Origin of the sequence: uncultured Flavobacterium sp., assembly GCF_963974175.1 — a bacterium.
Taxonomy (GTDB): Bacteria; Bacteroidota; Bacteroidia; order Flavobacteriales; family Flavobacteriaceae; genus Flavobacterium.
On record NZ_CAXBBR010000006.1, the window covers coordinates 130,724 to 146,713 of the forward strand.

14 protein-coding genes are annotated in these 15,990 nt (G+C 34.8%); 5 read left to right on the forward strand and 9 right to left on the reverse strand.

Translation table 11 applies throughout. The annotated features are described in order from the left end of the window. Window positions 1-32: 32 nt before the first annotated feature. Complete coding sequence (locus tag AAC069_RS11335; RefSeq protein WP_339920583.1) at window positions 33-1,574, forward strand: peptide MFS transporter; 1,542 nt, start codon at window positions 33-35, stop codon at window positions 1,572-1,574. A gap of 45 nt (window positions 1,575-1,619) precedes the next feature. Beyond that, a complete protein-coding gene (locus AAC069_RS11340) occupies window positions 1,620-2,081 on the forward strand; it encodes a thioredoxin family protein (RefSeq protein ID WP_339920584.1) in 462 nt (153 codons plus the stop codon). A gap of 3 nt (window positions 2,082-2,084) precedes the next feature. Here AAC069_RS11340 and AAC069_RS11345 read toward each other — a convergent pair whose 3' ends face one another. The 5 genes from AAC069_RS11345 to surE form a co-directional block, all read right to left on the reverse strand. Continuing rightward, complete coding sequence (locus AAC069_RS11345) at window positions 2,085-4,121, reverse strand: ComEC/Rec2 family competence protein (protein ID WP_339920585.1); 2,037 nt, start codon at window positions 4,119-4,121, stop codon at window positions 2,085-2,087. Window positions 4,122-4,219: 98 nt separating this feature from the next. Further along, entirely contained in the window at window positions 4,220-4,717 is a 498-nt protein-coding gene (locus tag AAC069_RS11350) for a C40 family peptidase (protein WP_339920586.1), read from the reverse strand. A gap of 46 nt (window positions 4,718-4,763) precedes the next feature. Then, on the reverse strand, window positions 4,764-5,873 hold the full coding sequence (gene lpxB / locus AAC069_RS11355; protein WP_339920587.1) for a lipid-A-disaccharide synthase: 1,110 nt from the start codon (window positions 5,871-5,873) through the stop codon (window positions 4,764-4,766). 87 nt (window positions 5,874-5,960) lie between these two features. Further along, window positions 5,961-6,233 carry a hypothetical protein gene (locus AAC069_RS11360; RefSeq protein ID WP_339920588.1) on the reverse strand — a complete coding sequence of 91 codons (273 nt, stop codon included), beginning with the start codon at window positions 6,231-6,233 and terminating at the stop codon, window positions 5,961-5,963. Beyond that, entirely contained in the window at window positions 6,226-7,005 is a 780-nt protein-coding gene (surE, locus tag AAC069_RS11365; RefSeq protein WP_091089288.1) for a 5'/3'-nucleotidase SurE, read from the reverse strand. The genes AAC069_RS11360 and surE overlap by 8 nt, the downstream gene beginning before the upstream one ends. A gap of 206 nt (window positions 7,006-7,211) precedes the next feature. Here surE and AAC069_RS11370 point away from each other — a divergent pair, with 206 nt between their 5' ends. From AAC069_RS11370 to AAC069_RS11380, 3 genes are read left to right on the forward strand one after another with little or no spacing between them, the layout of a single operon-like run. Then, window positions 7,212-9,467, forward strand: coding sequence for a carboxy terminal-processing peptidase (locus tag AAC069_RS11370; RefSeq protein WP_339920589.1), 2,256 nt, complete (start codon window positions 7,212-7,214; stop codon window positions 9,465-9,467). Between the two features lie 16 nt (window positions 9,468-9,483). Further along, the gene (locus tag AAC069_RS11375; protein ID WP_339920590.1) at window positions 9,484-10,590 is read left to right on the forward strand and encodes an ABC transporter permease; all 1,107 of its coding nucleotides are present in this window, start codon (window positions 9,484-9,486) and stop codon (window positions 10,588-10,590) included. A 23-nt stretch (window positions 10,591-10,613) separates the two neighbouring features. Then, on the forward strand, window positions 10,614-11,441 hold the full coding sequence (locus tag AAC069_RS11380) for a DNA/RNA non-specific endonuclease (protein WP_339920591.1): 828 nt from the start codon (window positions 10,614-10,616) through the stop codon (window positions 11,439-11,441). A 29-nt stretch (window positions 11,442-11,470) separates the two neighbouring features. Here the strand turns inward: AAC069_RS11380 and rodA are convergent, their stop codons facing one another. Genes rodA through mreC form a run of 4 tightly spaced genes read right to left on the reverse strand, consistent with a single transcriptional unit; the run spans window position 11,471 to window position 15,975 of the window. Next, entirely contained in the window at window positions 11,471-12,706 is a 1,236-nt protein-coding gene (gene rodA, locus AAC069_RS11385) for a rod shape-determining protein RodA (protein WP_339920592.1), read from the reverse strand. A 17-nt stretch (window positions 12,707-12,723) separates the two neighbouring features. Next, entirely contained in the window at window positions 12,724-14,655 is a 1,932-nt protein-coding gene (gene mrdA, locus AAC069_RS11390; protein ID WP_339920593.1) for a penicillin-binding protein 2, read from the reverse strand. Next, window positions 14,652-15,158, reverse strand: coding sequence for a rod shape-determining protein MreD (locus AAC069_RS11395; protein WP_339920594.1), 507 nt, complete (start codon window positions 15,156-15,158; stop codon window positions 14,652-14,654). The genes mrdA and AAC069_RS11395 overlap by 4 nt, the downstream gene beginning before the upstream one ends. Beyond that, window positions 15,151-15,975: a rod shape-determining protein MreC gene (gene mreC, locus AAC069_RS11400; RefSeq protein WP_339920595.1), complete on the reverse strand. Its 825-nt coding sequence runs from the start codon at window positions 15,973-15,975 to the stop codon at window positions 15,151-15,153. The genes AAC069_RS11395 and mreC overlap by 8 nt, the downstream gene beginning before the upstream one ends. Between the last annotated feature and the right edge of the window lie 15 nt (window positions 15,976-15,990).

Below are 15,990 nucleotides of genomic sequence, written 5' to 3' on the forward strand. Positions count from 1 at the left end.
TGAAAATAAATTCAATTTAATAATTAGATCATATGAGTCAAAATACGACCGACGAATTTTTTAAAAACCCTGTTCTTGGACATCCGGCAGGATTGTTCGTATTGTTTTTTACCGAAATGTGGGAGCGTTTTTCTTACTACGGAATGCGTGCCTTGCTCGTGTTGTTTTTAACATCTTCGCTTGCAAAAGGCGGATGGGCATGGAGTATTGAAGATGCAATGGCATTATATGGAACGTATACTATGTCTGTATATTTCACTCCGGTAATTGGAGGGTTTTTAGCAGATCGTTATTTAGGGTATCGTTGGGCAGTTGTTTTAGGTGCATTAGCGATGACTTTGGGACATGCGTCGATGGCAGTGGAAACTCCTTTGTTTTTATATATTGGAATCGGATTTCTTATTATTGGTAATGGGTTATTTAAACCTAATATGACCTCGATTATTTCTAATGCATATCATTCCCACCCTGAGAAAAAAGACGGTGCTTATTCAATGTATTATATGGGAGTAAATGCAGGTGCTTTTTTAGGTATTATGCTTTGTGGTTATATAGGAGAAAAAATTTCTTGGAGTTGGGGCTTTGGATTAGCAGGTGTTTTTATGTTATGTGGAATGCTACAGTTTTATTTTACTCAGGACATATTTGGTGATATTGGTTTAAAACCAACAGCTGCATCTAAACAAGAATCTAAATATAAAGCAGCTGCTGAGAATACTCCAACTAATGTGGTTCGGGATAGGATTATAGCAGTATTGATTTTTTCAGTCTTTACAGTTTTCTTTTGGGCTTCCTTTGAACAAGCGGGAGGTTCAATGACCATTTTTGCAGAGAAGTTTACGCAAAGAGAGTTGTTTGGTAACAGTGCATTTTTATTTAAAATAGCGGATGCTCTATTGACAATAGTCCCTCTTATTATTATTACGTATGTTTTAATTAAATTGTTTAGACAAACCTTTAAAAAGTATGCGACAGGGAATATTATACTGTCTGTTAGTTTTGTAATAATATGGGGTATTGTAATATGGAAAGTAGGCAGAGAATATGCTTCTGCAACTACAGAGGTTCCTGCAACTTGGTTCGGAATTTTGAACTCTTTATTTATTGTAGGTTTTGCTCCAGCTTTTTCAAAATGGTGGGAAAGCAAATACAATCTTTCAGGACCTATGAAATTTGGATTAGGGCTTACTTTGTTGGGCTTAGGTTTTGGATTTTTAGCCTACGGGAGTATGGGTATTACTGCAGACTCTGTTGTTAGAGTTAGCATGTTTTGGTTGATAGCTGCATATTTATTTCATACGCTTGGAGAATTATGTATTTCTCCAGTAGGTTTATCTTATGTGAGCAAATTAGTTCCTGCAGCATGGATAGGAATTATGTTTGGGGTGTATTATTTATTTATAGGAATGGGTAATAAACTAGCCGGATCAATGGGAGGAATGATTGAGACAATTACTGCACAGTATAGTTTGACAACTTTTTTCTTGATTTTTACTATTGTACCTATTGGAGCTGGTTTAATAATGATAATGCTATCTCCTCTTATGAAAAAGTTAATGCATGGTGTAAAATAGTTTTTAGGTATTATATTTGTTATGTAGAGATTAAAAGAAATAAACATGAAAAAATTAATTTTACTATTCGTTTTGTTTTTTGGGATGCAGGCAGTCCAATCACAAGAACTGAAATGGCATACTAATGTTAAAGAAGCTATTTCCATTGGGAATAAAGAACACAAGCCTTTGATGATGTTTTTTACAGGCAGCGATTGGTGCGGGTGGTGTATAAGATTACAGAAAGAAGTGTTGTTGACGCCAGAATTTGCAAAATGGGCATCAGATAATGTTATTCTTGTCGAGTTGGATTATCCAAGAAGAACTCCTCAGGCTCCTGAAGTAAAAAAGCAGAATGATGAATTACAACAAGCTTTTGGAATACAAGGGTTTCCAACGATTTATTTCGCTAATGGTACTGATGCCGGTGGGAAAGTAAATTTTGAAGGTCTAGGTAATACTGGTTATGTTGCCGGTGGTCCTGTAGCTTGGTTGGCTGTTGCAAATCAAATTCTTAAAAAGAAATAATACTCAATTTAGTTTAAAAAATCCCTTTTCACCAATAGCGTGAAAGGGGATTTTTTGGTTTTCACAACTCTGTTTCCAATATTTTTGAACGGTCTTATAATTCGATGCATCGGCGACAACTATTTTTGGTTGCAGTTCCTTTAGCATGCGGTCTAAATTTATTTTAGGAGATTGCGTGAGCAGTATCACTGTAGGATGCATATCCTTTGGGTAAGTGCCCAAGCTATCTAAAATCAGAATTCTGTTTTCATTATAAAAGGCAGTATTTTGAATCTTTTCTTTACTGGTTAAGGCACTGAAATTAGCAGTTAAATACGCTTTGAGAACGCTGTTGTTTTTTGAATTCTTCCTAATACTATCATTCGCGTAGAGAATTACTTTGGTTCCATGACGCTCCGTTATCATGGTACTCCTTTTTAGGTTAAAAATTACCCATTCTTGTTGGTTTTGGATGTTCCACCGTGTTTGCATATACGTAAGCTGAATGGTTATAACAGACACTAAGACGATGGCCAGTTTATGGAATGTAGGTTTCTTGAACCAAACGATAGCTGAGATTATCAGTAAATAACAACTAAGCAGTAAATAGGAGTTTAGTGGTATGTCTCGAATTATAAACTGTTCAAAAGAGGCTATCGAATTAACTATTTTGTTGAGATAATAGATGCTCCATTCCAGTGGTTTTGACATAAAAAGTGGAACGAAGTCAAAAGCAGCTAATACCATAACTAGAACTCCAAGAATCATTATTAAACTCAGTAATGGGATAACGATTAAGTTAGTGATGAAAAACAAACCTGGAAACTGGTGAAAGTAATAAATACTCAAAGGCATGGTTCCAATTTGTGCAGCGAAGGAAACAGTGAGAATTCCCCAAATGTATTGTAAGTGTTTGTTTTTTGGATTCCATATAGAAGCTAATAATGGCTGTAGCCAAATTATAAAAAATAAAGCGATGTAACTTAACTGAAAACCTACATCAAACAAAAAGGACGGTTGAAATAGTAAAATTAGTAATATTGAAACCAATAAAGTATGATAAATGTTGACGCTTCGTCGCAATTGATATCCGATGGCTACAAAAGAAAACATAGTTACTGAACGAACAACAGATGGAGCGAGTCCTGCGATTAATGCAAAAGCAGCTAGACATAACAGAATTAGAATTAACTTGAGTACAGCCCCTCTTTTAGTGTTAGGGATTGGACTCAGGATAAAAGTTAGAAACAGCAGTAGGAACCCAACATGTAATCCTGAAACTGATAAAATATGAATTGCGCCAGCATATTGGTAATCTTGGATGATGTCGGGAGAAATGTCTTGTTTTTGACCCAAAACTAAAGCGATGGCTACACTTAGCTCTTTTTTATGGAAGTTATTTTTCTCAAGATTATGAATAATTGTTGTTCTTAACTTGGACGCATAATACCAAATGTCTTTCGTTAAGTCGGCACTAATATCTATCTGATCTGTGTCGGTGTATAGTTGGGCGTAGATTTGTTTTTTTGAAAGGTATTCGCCGTAATCGAATTGGTTTGGGTTGTTTGGTAGTTTGTTTTTATAGAGTACGCCTCTAATGCGTAATAAAGTCCCGGTTTCTAAATTGTGAGGCACGCTGTCTTTGCGTATATTTAGGAGTATTTTTCCTGAGTATTTTTTTGTTTCAATTTGATTAATGACAGCAATATAACGATCATTAGTATTGCTTCCTTTTAGCTTTTCTCTAATTACCAGAGACAAAAGCTGTGGTTTTTCAAAAACACTGCGATCTTGAGTGTAGTTGGTTTTTTGATAAGAGTCAGTATGAACAATCAGAGTGGCAGCTCCGATCAAAAAGGATAGCAAATACGTGCTTAGTCCAAAAAAAATGGTGTTTTTAAGAATGTTTTTTTGCAAATAGTAACTGGCACCAAAGAGCAACAAAGAAGCACCTAATAATCCGAAAAGGAATGCTGGAGCGGGTTTTATGTAAAAGGTGATTAGTATACCCAATACAAAACCTATTGTAATTCTCGCTAAAGGGAACTGCAGTACTTTCATAGTTCTAAAGTACAGAATTTTAACAATAAAAAACGGGTTTGTTTTACTGTTTAAAAAATGACATCTTCGCTAGAAAAATAAGTGGGGTCTATTGTGTTTTATCTTAGAATACGATTCAATTGAACAAAAGTATTCTGGTAATAGGTCTGGCTCATTGAAGAGATTATAACTCCTTTTGAGGTAGAGGCGTGAATAAACTTGATCTCGTCATCTTCGACTTCAGTTACGATTCCAACATGATTAATTTGAGATCTTCTATTTGTTTTAAAAAAAATAAGATCTCCTTTTTTTGCCTTTTTTAGATTTTGCCCTAGTTCAATTCCTATTTTTGATTGTTCGTAAGATGATCGGGGTAGTTTGATGTCGTATATTCCAAAAGTGGAATAGACTAACCCAGAACAATCATAACCTGATTTTGTTGTTCCTGCCGTTTTATATCGAACTCCTATGTTTTCAGTTGCTGCGCTTATTATTTTATCAATAATTTGGTCTGTATTCTCCTTTTTGTTTTCAGTGGACGAGGGGATAACTACCGAAGAAGATTTGCAGGAGGCAAATAAAACAATTAGAGATAATATGTAAAATGATTTTTTCAAATGAATTTGCTTATAGGGATTAAATCGCTACCGATTGGGAATTGAGTTATTTTAAGGCCGCAACAATCAGCTTAGCTGTTTTTTCACTTGCTCCAGTGCCTCCGAGTTTTTTTTCTAATATATCATATTTTTTCAACAGTTGTGCACGATAGTTAGGGTCCAGTATTTTTTGGAGCTCTGTTTTAATATTTTTGGTATTAAAATCTTCCTGAATTAATTCGGTGACTACTTCTTCATCCATAATCAGATTGACAAGGGAAATGTATTTTAGGGTTATAATACGTTTTGCAATTTGGTAGGAAGCCCAGCTTCCTTTGTAACATACTACTTCTGGTACTTTTAAAAGTGCAGTTTCTAATGTTGCTGTTCCGGAAGTAACTAACGCTGCTGTAGCGTTCTTCAGTAAATCATACGTTTTATTCGAGATGAATTTTATATTTTCTTTTTTAATGAATTGTTGGTAAAAGGAATAATCTTGGCTTGGTGCACCAGCAATCACAAACTGATATTCTGGAAAATCATCAACTATACTTAACATCCCAGCAAGCATTTTGGTTATTTCTTGTTTACGACTACCAGGAAGCAAAGCAATAATAGGTTTTTCACTTAATTGGTTCTCAGTTTTAAAAACCGTGGAATCTATTGATGGGTGATTATTAATAGCATCAATTAAAGGATGTCCTACATAGGTTACATCATAATTGTATTTTTCATAGAAAGGCTTTACGAAAGGCAAAACCACATACATATGATCAATTGTTTTTTTAATTGTTTCTACTCTACTGGCTCTAGATGCCCATACCTGAGGACTTATGTAGTAAAACGTTTTGAATCCTGCGGGTTTTGCCCATTTAGCAATTCGAAGGTTGAACCCAGAATTGTCTATAAAGATTAACGCATCAGGTTTGTAATCTTCAATGTCTTGTTTGCAAGTCTTTATAAAATCTAAGATGGAAGAAAGGTTTTTTATAATCTCTGCAAAGCCCATAAAAGCACGTTCTTTGTAATGAGAAACTAATTCGGCTCCAGCTTGTTGCATTAAATCGCCTCCCCAGCATCTTATTTGTGCCTCTTTATCTTGCTTGAATATTTCTTTAATCAAATTAGATCCATGCAAGTCTCCTGATGCTTCTCCAGCTAGAATGTAGTATTTCATTTTAAGGATATGAATTAGTTTAAAAAAACTTCGGCATTCAAAATTAGGTATTGGATGTTCATCAATCAAGCAAATCAGTTGTTATTTTTAAATAAACAAAGTCAAAACGGTTAAAGCAATTACGGCGAGAATTACACCTCGCGCGATAAAATCTTTATTTAATTTTAATAATACAGCAAAAATCGCGAGGTCTAGAATAGAACCGAGCGTAATTAATTTACCAAGTGAACCTTGAGATTTCATAATTTGAATTCCTGACATAAATGCATAAGGAGTAAAAAAGCTTATGAAAATAAAAATGCCAAATAGTGATCCAATAATACCAAGTAAAAATCCTTTTAACAACGCTATTTTATTCATTCCACTTCCAGGTATTTAGTTCTTGTGTGGCATAATGTGCCGTTAAATCAAATTGAACAGGAACGACAGAAATGTACCCATTTCCAAGGGCCCATTCATCAGTGTCTTCACCTTTGTCTTGGTTTACAAACTCACCGGCAAGCCAATAATAATCTCTTCCTTGCGGTGTTTGTCGTTTGTCAAATTTTTCTACCCAACGGGCTTTAGCTTGACGACATATTTTGATTCCTTTGATGTTCTCTTGTGTTAATTTCGGAAAATTCACGTTTAATACAACTCCTTTGGGTAAGCTGTTTTCTAAAACTTCTAAAGTGATTTTTCGGATAAAAGGTTTCATCGTCTCAAAATCGGCATTCCAATCGTAGTCTAAAAGCGAAAACCCTATTGCGGGAATTCCTTCTATACCTGCCTCGACGGCAGCACTCATCGTTCCTGAGTAAATGACGTTTATGGAAGAATTAGAACCATGATTTACTCCAGATACACATAAATCTGGTTTCCTTTTTAGGATTTCGTTTACCGCTAGTTTTACGCAATCTACCGGTGTTCCAGAACAGCTATATTCTTGAATACTATCAGTTTCTTTCGAAATTTTGTTTAAATACAAGGTGCTGTTTGTCGTTATGGCATGCCCCATGCCACTTTGAGGCTTGTCAGGTGCCACAACTAAAACATCTCCTATTTCAGCCATAACAGCAATTAATGCTCGTAGTCCTGGAGCCGAAACACCATCGTCGTTTGTTATTAAGATTAAAGGTTTTGCTGTGTCCATATATTTGTGATTTTTTATGATGTAAGTCCTGTTTTGAAGGCTAATAGCATTAGGCAGATTTATGTAATTCAAGCAAAGGAAACAAAATTTATTAACTTGTTAGATTAAAGCAAAACAAAAAAACATTTTTATATCTTTAACAAAAATTTATGGAGACCTTGCGAGCCGTGGCATAGTTTTTACCGTATATTAGTTCAAAAATTTGGATGAATACTATTCTTAACTTTATGAAAAGAAATTATAAAATATTACTTGCAATTGTGCTTCTTTCTGCGACTTTATTTGCATTTAAAATGAAATCAGGGGTCGATTCTAATCCTGATAAAGACAAACTACTTTTAGAATTATTGACTTTTGTGCTTGAAAAAGGGCACTATAATCCAGCGACTATAGATGATGCTTTTTCAAAAGGTATTTATAAAGACTATGTTCAGGCTTTAGATCCGTCAAAACGATTTTTTCTGCAATCAGATATTGATGAATTTTCAAAATATGAAACGGAGTTAGATGATGAGTTGATTAACAAAGATTTGACTTTTTTCAATCTGACTTACGATCGTTTGATGAAAAGAATGGAAGAAAGCAAAAGTATCTATAAAGGAATCATGAATGTTCCTTTTGATTATTCTATTGATGAGAGTTTTGATACGGATTATGACAAAGCACCTTATGCAAAAAACACTGCTGAACTTAACGAAAGATGGAGAAAGCAGATTAAATTGTCTACACTTTCTTCTTTGACAGAGCGTTTGAGAGTTCAAGAAAATAAAAGTAAGGGTATTGATACGGTAGCTACTGCGAAATCTGGGAATAAATTAATTAATGAAAACATAGAGAAAATAAAAAGTGATGACTCTGTGGATAGCGGTAAAGTCAAAACTTTTGTAGAGTTAGAAAAAGAAACGCGTGAAAGTGCTAAAAAGTCGTTAGATGAGTACTTTGGTTTTATGAATGATTTAGATAGAGACGATTGGTTTTCAGTTTATATCAATTCAATCACGGCTGGTTTTGACCCACATACAAATTATTTTGCACCGGAAGAAAAAGAACGTTTTGATGTAAGTATTAGCGGGAAATTAGAAGGAATCGGGGCGCGCCTTCAAAAGAAAAATGACTTTACCGAAATTTCTGAATTGATTTCAGGAGGTCCGGCTTGGAGAGGAAAAGAGCTTGAAGCAGGAGACTTAGTTATGAAAGTAGCTCAAGGAAATGCATTGGCTGTTGATGTTGTAGGAATGCGACTTGACGATGTTGTTAAAAAAATTAAGGGACCTAAGGGAACTGAGGTCCGTCTTACTGTGAAAAAAGTAGATGGAACGATTAAAATTATATCTATCATTAGAGATATAGTGGAGATTGAAGAAACTTATGCTAAGTCTAGTGTTGTTACTAAAAATGGTTTGAAATATGGGGTGATTTATTTACCTAAATTCTATATTGATTTCGAAAATAAAGACGGTAGAGATGCCGGAAAAGACATTGCTTTAGAAGTTGAGAGACTGAAAGCGGCACAAGTAGATGGAATAGTATTAGATGTTCGTGATGATGGAGGAGGATCATTATCAACAGTTGTGGATATCGCTGGACTGTTCATCGAGCAAGGTCCTATTGTTCAAATTAAATCAGCAGGAAGAAAGAAAGAAGTTTTATTCGATAGAGATAAAAAGATAGAATGGGATGGTCCATTGGTAATTATGGTCAATAGTTTCTCTGCTTCAGCTTCAGAAATTTTAGCTGCTGCGATTCAAGATTATAAAAGAGGAGTAATCATCGGTAGTAAGCAAACCTATGGTAAAGGAACGGTACAAAACGTTATCGATCTAAACCAATTTGTAAGAAATAGTGAGGTAGGAGATTTGGGAGCATTGAAAACAACAACCCAAAAATTTTATAGAATAAACGGAGGTTCAACCCAATTAGAAGGGGTGAGTAGTGATATAGTTATGCCGGATCGTTATGCTTATTTAAAAATGGGTGAAAGAGATGTTGAGCACGCTATGCCTTGGGATAAAATTGATGCTGCTCCATACACAGTGTGGGATAAAAATGCTAATTTCAGTAAAGCTATTGCAAACAGTAAGGATAGAATTGCTAATAATGAGCATTTTAAATTAATCGAGGATAACGCTAAATGGATCGATAGCCGTAGCAATGAAAATACCTATAGCTTAAATATTGAAAAATTTAAAATTGCCCAAAACGCAATTGAAGAAAAAGCCAAAAAATACAAACCTATTTCGCAGTATAAAAATTCATTACAGTTTTCTTCGCTGCCATATGAAGTAGTGCAAACGGCTAAGGATAGTATTTTAAAAGAAAAAAGAGACAGGTGGCACGAAAGTTTGTCTAAAGATATTTATGTTGAGGAAGCATTGAATGTTTTGGATGATTTGCAAACCAAAGTTGTTTTGAAAAAGACAATTCCTTCAAAAATAAAAAAAGAAAAACTAGCTAAATCATAAGTGTAGCCTTCTTTAAATGAATAATACAACACAATCATTAACTGCAATTGCGCTCCATAAATTCAAAAAGAATTTTTGGGGCGTTTTTAGTTTTGCGTTTATCGTAATCTTACTTTTTATTTCCGTTTTTGCGTATGTTTTGGCACCTGATAATTCAGAAAACGCAAACCAGATGCATTTGTCGATTCATTCTAAACCGCCGGGTTTCAATGTGACTATACTGTCTATTCCTTTAGATGTGAAGCCAAAAACGACGGTGAAGAATTATCTTTTAGGTTTTCCAAATACTGTGACAGAAGTAGCGATTGAAAGTTACCAGATCGCTGGGAATAGTATTGTGTATGTCGAGTATAACGATGAGCCGTCATTAAAAATGGTTAAAGAGATTGATTTAAAGTCTTTTGTGGGGCAAAGTTCAATTGCGTCCGTGGAACAGAACTTTATTAAGAGTAGGACTTTTTACCTAGGCACTGATAAATATGGTAGAGATTTACTCAGTAGAATGTTGATTGGGTCTAGAGTTTCAATTTCTATTGGTATTGTCGCTGTGTTAATTTCCCTAATTGTAGGAATCTTTTTCGGTGCAATAGGAGGATATTTTGGAGGGAAAGTAGATGCTTTTATTATGTGGTTGGTCAATATTATTTGGTCAATACCTACACTTCTTTTAGTGATAGCTATAACATTGGCCTTAGGAAAAGGTTTTTGGCAGGTTTTTGTTGCTGTAGGACTAACGATGTGGGTTGAAGTAGCACGTGTTGTACGTGGACAGGTCATAAGTGTTAAGGAGATGCAATATGTTACCGCGGCTAGAGCTTTAGGTTTTTGTGATTTTCGAATTATATTCAATCATATATTACCCAATATTATGGCGCCGGTAATTGTGATTTCGGCGGCTAATTTTGCTTCAGCGATTTTAGTGGAAAGTGGACTTAGTTTTTTGGGTTTAGGTGCTCAACCTCCAATTCCTAGTTGGGGGAGTATCATAAAAGACCATTACAGCTATATCATTTTGGGGAAACCCTACTTAGCAATGGTTCCTGGTTTAGCTATTATGTTGTTAACGTTAGCATTTATGATGATGGGGAATGCTTTGCGAGATGCCTTAGATGTCAAGGAATAATAATTAAATAAAAGAAATTGTCGATGAAGTATTCACAGCTAGTAATATTCTCAATGGTAAGTTTGACATTGTTATCTTCTTGCAAGAGAGACTTTGGACCTGCTGACTTACGGATTAAGAATGAGGGCGGTGATATTTCGATAATAAAAGAAACTGTAGCAGAAAGGAATATTGTATTTGACTATTTGCCAGCAGCGTCTACAAATGAAATTGTTAAACATAAGTATTATACGTTGTCGTATAATGAGAAGGCGGAACAGGCAGAATGGCTGGCGTATGAATTAAAGAAAGAGTACGTTACCAATAGTGATTTTAAAAGACCATACTTTATTGAAGATCCTAAAGTGAAAAGTACTTCTGCTGACTGGAGGAATTATAAAAATTCAGGATACGACAAAGGTCATCTATGTCCTGCCGGAGATATGCAGTTTGATAAGAACGCCTACAATGATACTTTTTACACATCTAATATTTCTCCTCAAAATCATGATTTTAATTCTGGGTTTTGGAACAGACTGGAGCAGAAAGTTCGTTATTGGGCGGTTCGATATGATGGAGTTTATGTCGTGACTGGTGGAGTATTTAATAACTCTACGAAAACCATTGGTAGAGAAAAAGTCATTGTTCCTGATTCTTTTTATAAAATAGTATTAAATAGGAGTAATGGAAATTATAAAATGATTGCTTTTTTAGTTCCTAATAAGCGAACTGAAAAACCACTTTATAGTTTTGTAGTTTCCGTAGATAGAATTGAGCAGCTAACCGGAATTGACTTTTTCCCGAAACTAGATGACACATTAGAAAATAGCTTAGAGAAAAATACCGATTATAGTGCTTGGATTTTTAATTAGATACTACCACGTTTCGGGTCTTTTTTAAGTTACCATTCATTTACTTTATTAGCATCCATTTTAAGGAATATAAACAGTAATATAGTAAATCCCCAAAGTCCAGATCCTCCATAGGAAAAGAAAGGTAATGGCACGCCAATCGTAGGGAAAACGCCTACTACCATTGCTATATTTACAAAAAAGTGTGTAAATAAAATACCCGCTACGCAGTACCCATAAACGCGACTGAATTTGGTTTTTTGCCTTTCGGCCAAATAAATAACTCTAAGAAATAAGCTTACAAATAGAGCAATAACTACAAAAGATCCCACGAATCCCCATTCTTCACCAACGGTAGTGAAAATGTAATCAGTGTGTTGCTCTGGTACAAACCCTCCTTTGGTCTGTGTTCCTTCAAGGAAACCTCTTCCTAGCCATCCTCCGGAACCAATAGCAATCTCTGATTGATTAGTATTGTATCCAATTCCTTTTAAATCTACGGTTTTACCCAATAAGATATTAAAACGATCCCTATGGTGTTGTTTAAATACATTTTGAAAAACATAATTAACAGATAGTACAAAGCCTGAAATTAGTACAAAAAGAATACTACTTAAAACGATATTTCGGTCTCCTAATCTTGATTTAAAATAGACGATCAAGATGACCGCTAGCGCCAATAATATCACATATTGTGGTTGTAAGACTAGGGTCAGTACAAATAAAAGAATAGTTGTAAAGCCAGTCCATACATACCATGAAGGCAATCCTTCACGATACAATACAATGATAAAGATGCTGTAAATAAGCGCGCTACCAGGGTCTGGTTGTGGTAGGATAAGTAGAACGGGTAAAAAAACAATCGCAAGAGCTTGAATTTGACGATTGACCTCCTTTAAGTTAATTTGAGAATCACTTAAAAATTTTGCTAAAGCCAATGAGGTTGCTGCTTTTGCAAATTCAGAGGGTTGTAATGTGAAGCTACCTATTGCATACCAACAACGCTGGCCAGCGATGGTTTTTCCAAATAAAAATAGACCTGCTAATGATAATAGAGAGACACCAAAGATGATACTCGCATATTTCTCATAAAACTTACCGTCAATAGCAAGCAGTATGAAAATTAGAGGAATAGTCAATAAAATAAATATAAGCTGTTTCTGGTAGGTATCTTCTATAGATGACAAGGACGATGAGTAGATATTTAACCAACCCATAATCACAAGTGCACCATAAATTAGTATACATGTCCAGTCAAGATTTTTCTTTATACTCTGATTTTTCATTTGAAATGAATCTCTTTTTAATTTTGTTTAGTAGAATCAATAGGTGTAAATGTGTTCACAACATTTTTTTTCCCTATAGAATCTTTAGGCGTAGTTTCAATAGCGCTAGCTTCCGTCATTCCGCCTAATTTTGCATATTGATCTCGTAAGCTAATATTTAGAACTCTCGTTTCTAAATCTATTCTTGTAATTTTTTTTCTAAGGTATCTTTCGATCATTAGACTGGCAATAGGACCCGCAATTGTTGCTCCAAATCCACCATTTTCTACTAAAATGGCTATTGCAATTTTTGGATTATCCTTTGGCGCAAAAGCTACAAAAATAGAGTGATCCTTAAGCTGAACTCTTTTCCCTCCAATTTTAGCAAAATTTTCTGCTGTACCTGTTTTACCAGCAATGTCAATTCCTTCTACTCGCAATGAACTGGCGGTACCCATGTTGTACACGTCAAATAAACCTTGAATCATAGGTTTAAAATACTTTTTATCAATGGTCGTCTGATGTTTCACTTTAAATTTAGGGTCAATAGCAGTGCCTTTAATTTTCTTGATGATGTGGGGAGTATAGTAGTAACCTTCATTAGCAACCGTCGCCATCATATTGGCTAGTTGTATTGGTGTCATTAAGACTTCTCCTTGTCCGATTGAATTTGATATAATGGTCGTGCTTCTCCAGCCTCCGTTAGGATAGATTTTTTTATAAGTTTTTGAATCCGGAACATTCCCTCTTTTTCCTGTGGGTAGATCATAACCCATAAAATCACCCAGTCCAAAGCTTTTTACGTGATTGCTCCAAACATCAACGGCATAAGATGGTTTTGCATATTTATTAATAGTCCTCATGTAGACATTAGCAAAATAGGTGTTACAGGAAGCGTATATCCCATTATTCAATTTGTGCGGTCCAAAACCGTGACATTTCATAAATCGTCCTCTTGCATAACTAAATCCATGATGGCACATAAAAGTGGTTTGTTCGTCTACAACACCTTCTTGTAAACCAATTAAACCAGTTAATATCTTAAAAGGAGAACCGGGAGGGTACTCTGCTAAAAGACTTCTGTCATAAAGTGGTTTTGCAATCGAGTCGTAATATAATAAGGTGTAATTTTTAGAGCGTTGTCTACCAACCAGAATAGATGGGTCATAAGATGGGGCGGTGACAAGGGCTAGAATCTCGCCCGTTTTAGGTTCGATCGCTACAATCCCCCCTCTTTTATTAATCATTAATTGCTCTCCATACTTTTGTAGTTCAGCATCAAGTGTAAGATTTATGTCTTCTCCTTGTACTGCAATAGTATCATATTTCCCGTCTTTATAAGAACCTATTTCTCTGTTGTATTTGTCTTTTTGAAAATATTTAACCCCTTTTATTCCTCGTAGGATTTCTTCATAACTTTCTTCAACACCTTGGCGGCCTATCAAATCCCCACTGTTATAGTACGGGTTTTTAGCAATTAATCGTTCGTTAACTTGAGTGATAGACCCAAAAACATTTGCTCCAAAATCCACTTCATAATCACGAAGCGAACGTTTTTGAAAGTAGAAACCTGGGAATTTTCGTATTTTTTCTTGAAATGCAGCAAACTCACTCTTGTTTAATTGAGATAAAAAAACGGAAGGAAGGCGTGGGCTGTACACTTTAGCTTTAGCTATTTTTTTAATATAGTCCTCTTTTGTAATATTTAATAACTGGCAAAACTCTAAAGTGTCGATTTTTTTTAACTCTCTTGGTATTACCATAATATCATACGACGCTTGATTAGATACTAACAACTTCCCATATCGATCAAAAATATAACCTCTTTCGGGATAGTCGTATTTTATTTTAATGGCGTTATTATCTGATTTTAATTTGAAGCTGTCATTGATAACCTGCAAATAAAATATGCGAATCAGCAGCAATAATGCTGCGACGATAATTAAGGAAGGCAGCAGGAGTTTTCTCATCTTTTGTTAGGCTTGATTAGGTATATTATTATGATACAGCTAATGATAGTAAACACGGTACTTAATAATGTTCGAATTAGGATGTCCCAGAAGAAACTGACCTGAAACGCTTCTAATATAAATAAGGTGAAATGATGAACTATTACTGAAATTAATATAAAAGAGAACCGCTCAGGGGTTAAAACATCATTCAATTTTATCGTTTGGTATTCGTAACTAATTCCAAAGGAAAATTTAAATATAGAAGGCCTGAGATAAGCTAAGGTCAGACAGGAAGCAGCGTGCACACCTCCTGAATTAGAAAACACATCCATGGTGAGGCCTAATAGAAAACTGGCTAGTAAAAGCCCAGCTCTATTTCCATTAACAGGGTATAAAATAATAAACAACATGTAAGGTAGGGGCATTATAAACCCTAAAAAATTCATATTGTTAAAAATAACAATCTGGACGGCCAATAATAAAATAAACCGAAAAATATTGACTAACAAAGTGCTATTCATCTTTCTCTCTTTTTTCTAAATTATTAAGTTCATCTCGGTATTTGCTTTTTATAATATATACGTGACCTAAATTAGTCATGTCGTTAAATAGCTTAACAGTTATTGTATAATAATGAGTTTGGTCATCGATTTCTACTTTATCAATTGTTCCAATGTTGATGTTTTCGGGAAAAATAACGGATTGTCCTCCGGTTACGATAGTATCTCCTTTTCTAATAGCTGCTAATCTTGGGACATCTATCAATTGAACAAAACCAGTACTTTTTCCGTTCCAAATTAAAGAGCCAAAATGATTTGATTTTTTAATTTTAGCATTTATTCGAGATTTGACATTCAAAATACTGATAACAGTGGAATATCTAGGAGAAGTATTGTCTATAATTCCTACTAATCCTAAATTATTGATTACTCCCATATCCGATTTTACACCTTGTAAGGCACCGGAATTTAATGTGAGGTAGTTTTCGTGAACATTATAGGAGTTATGAATCACTTTAGAAACCACAATGTCGTAAGGCTGTGTTTCCTTTGTTTTTTCTAATTCTGTAATCGAAATAGAGTCGGTAGCGGCAAATAAGACACTTTTTAGCCTGGCATTTTCAATTGCCAAAGCGTCATTTTGAGTTTTTAAATTCAAATATTCGCTCACATTATTGATCTTTTCATAGACTCCGCCGCTTAAATAATTAGCGGAGCTTATTATTTTACTTCTATGGTAGGAGTGAGCTTGTATCGTAAGCAAAAACGAAATGCATAATAACAGCAAAAACAGTATTCTAGTACTGTTTTTGAATATAAAATTAAATATTTGCTGCATTCTCTTGTTTAATTA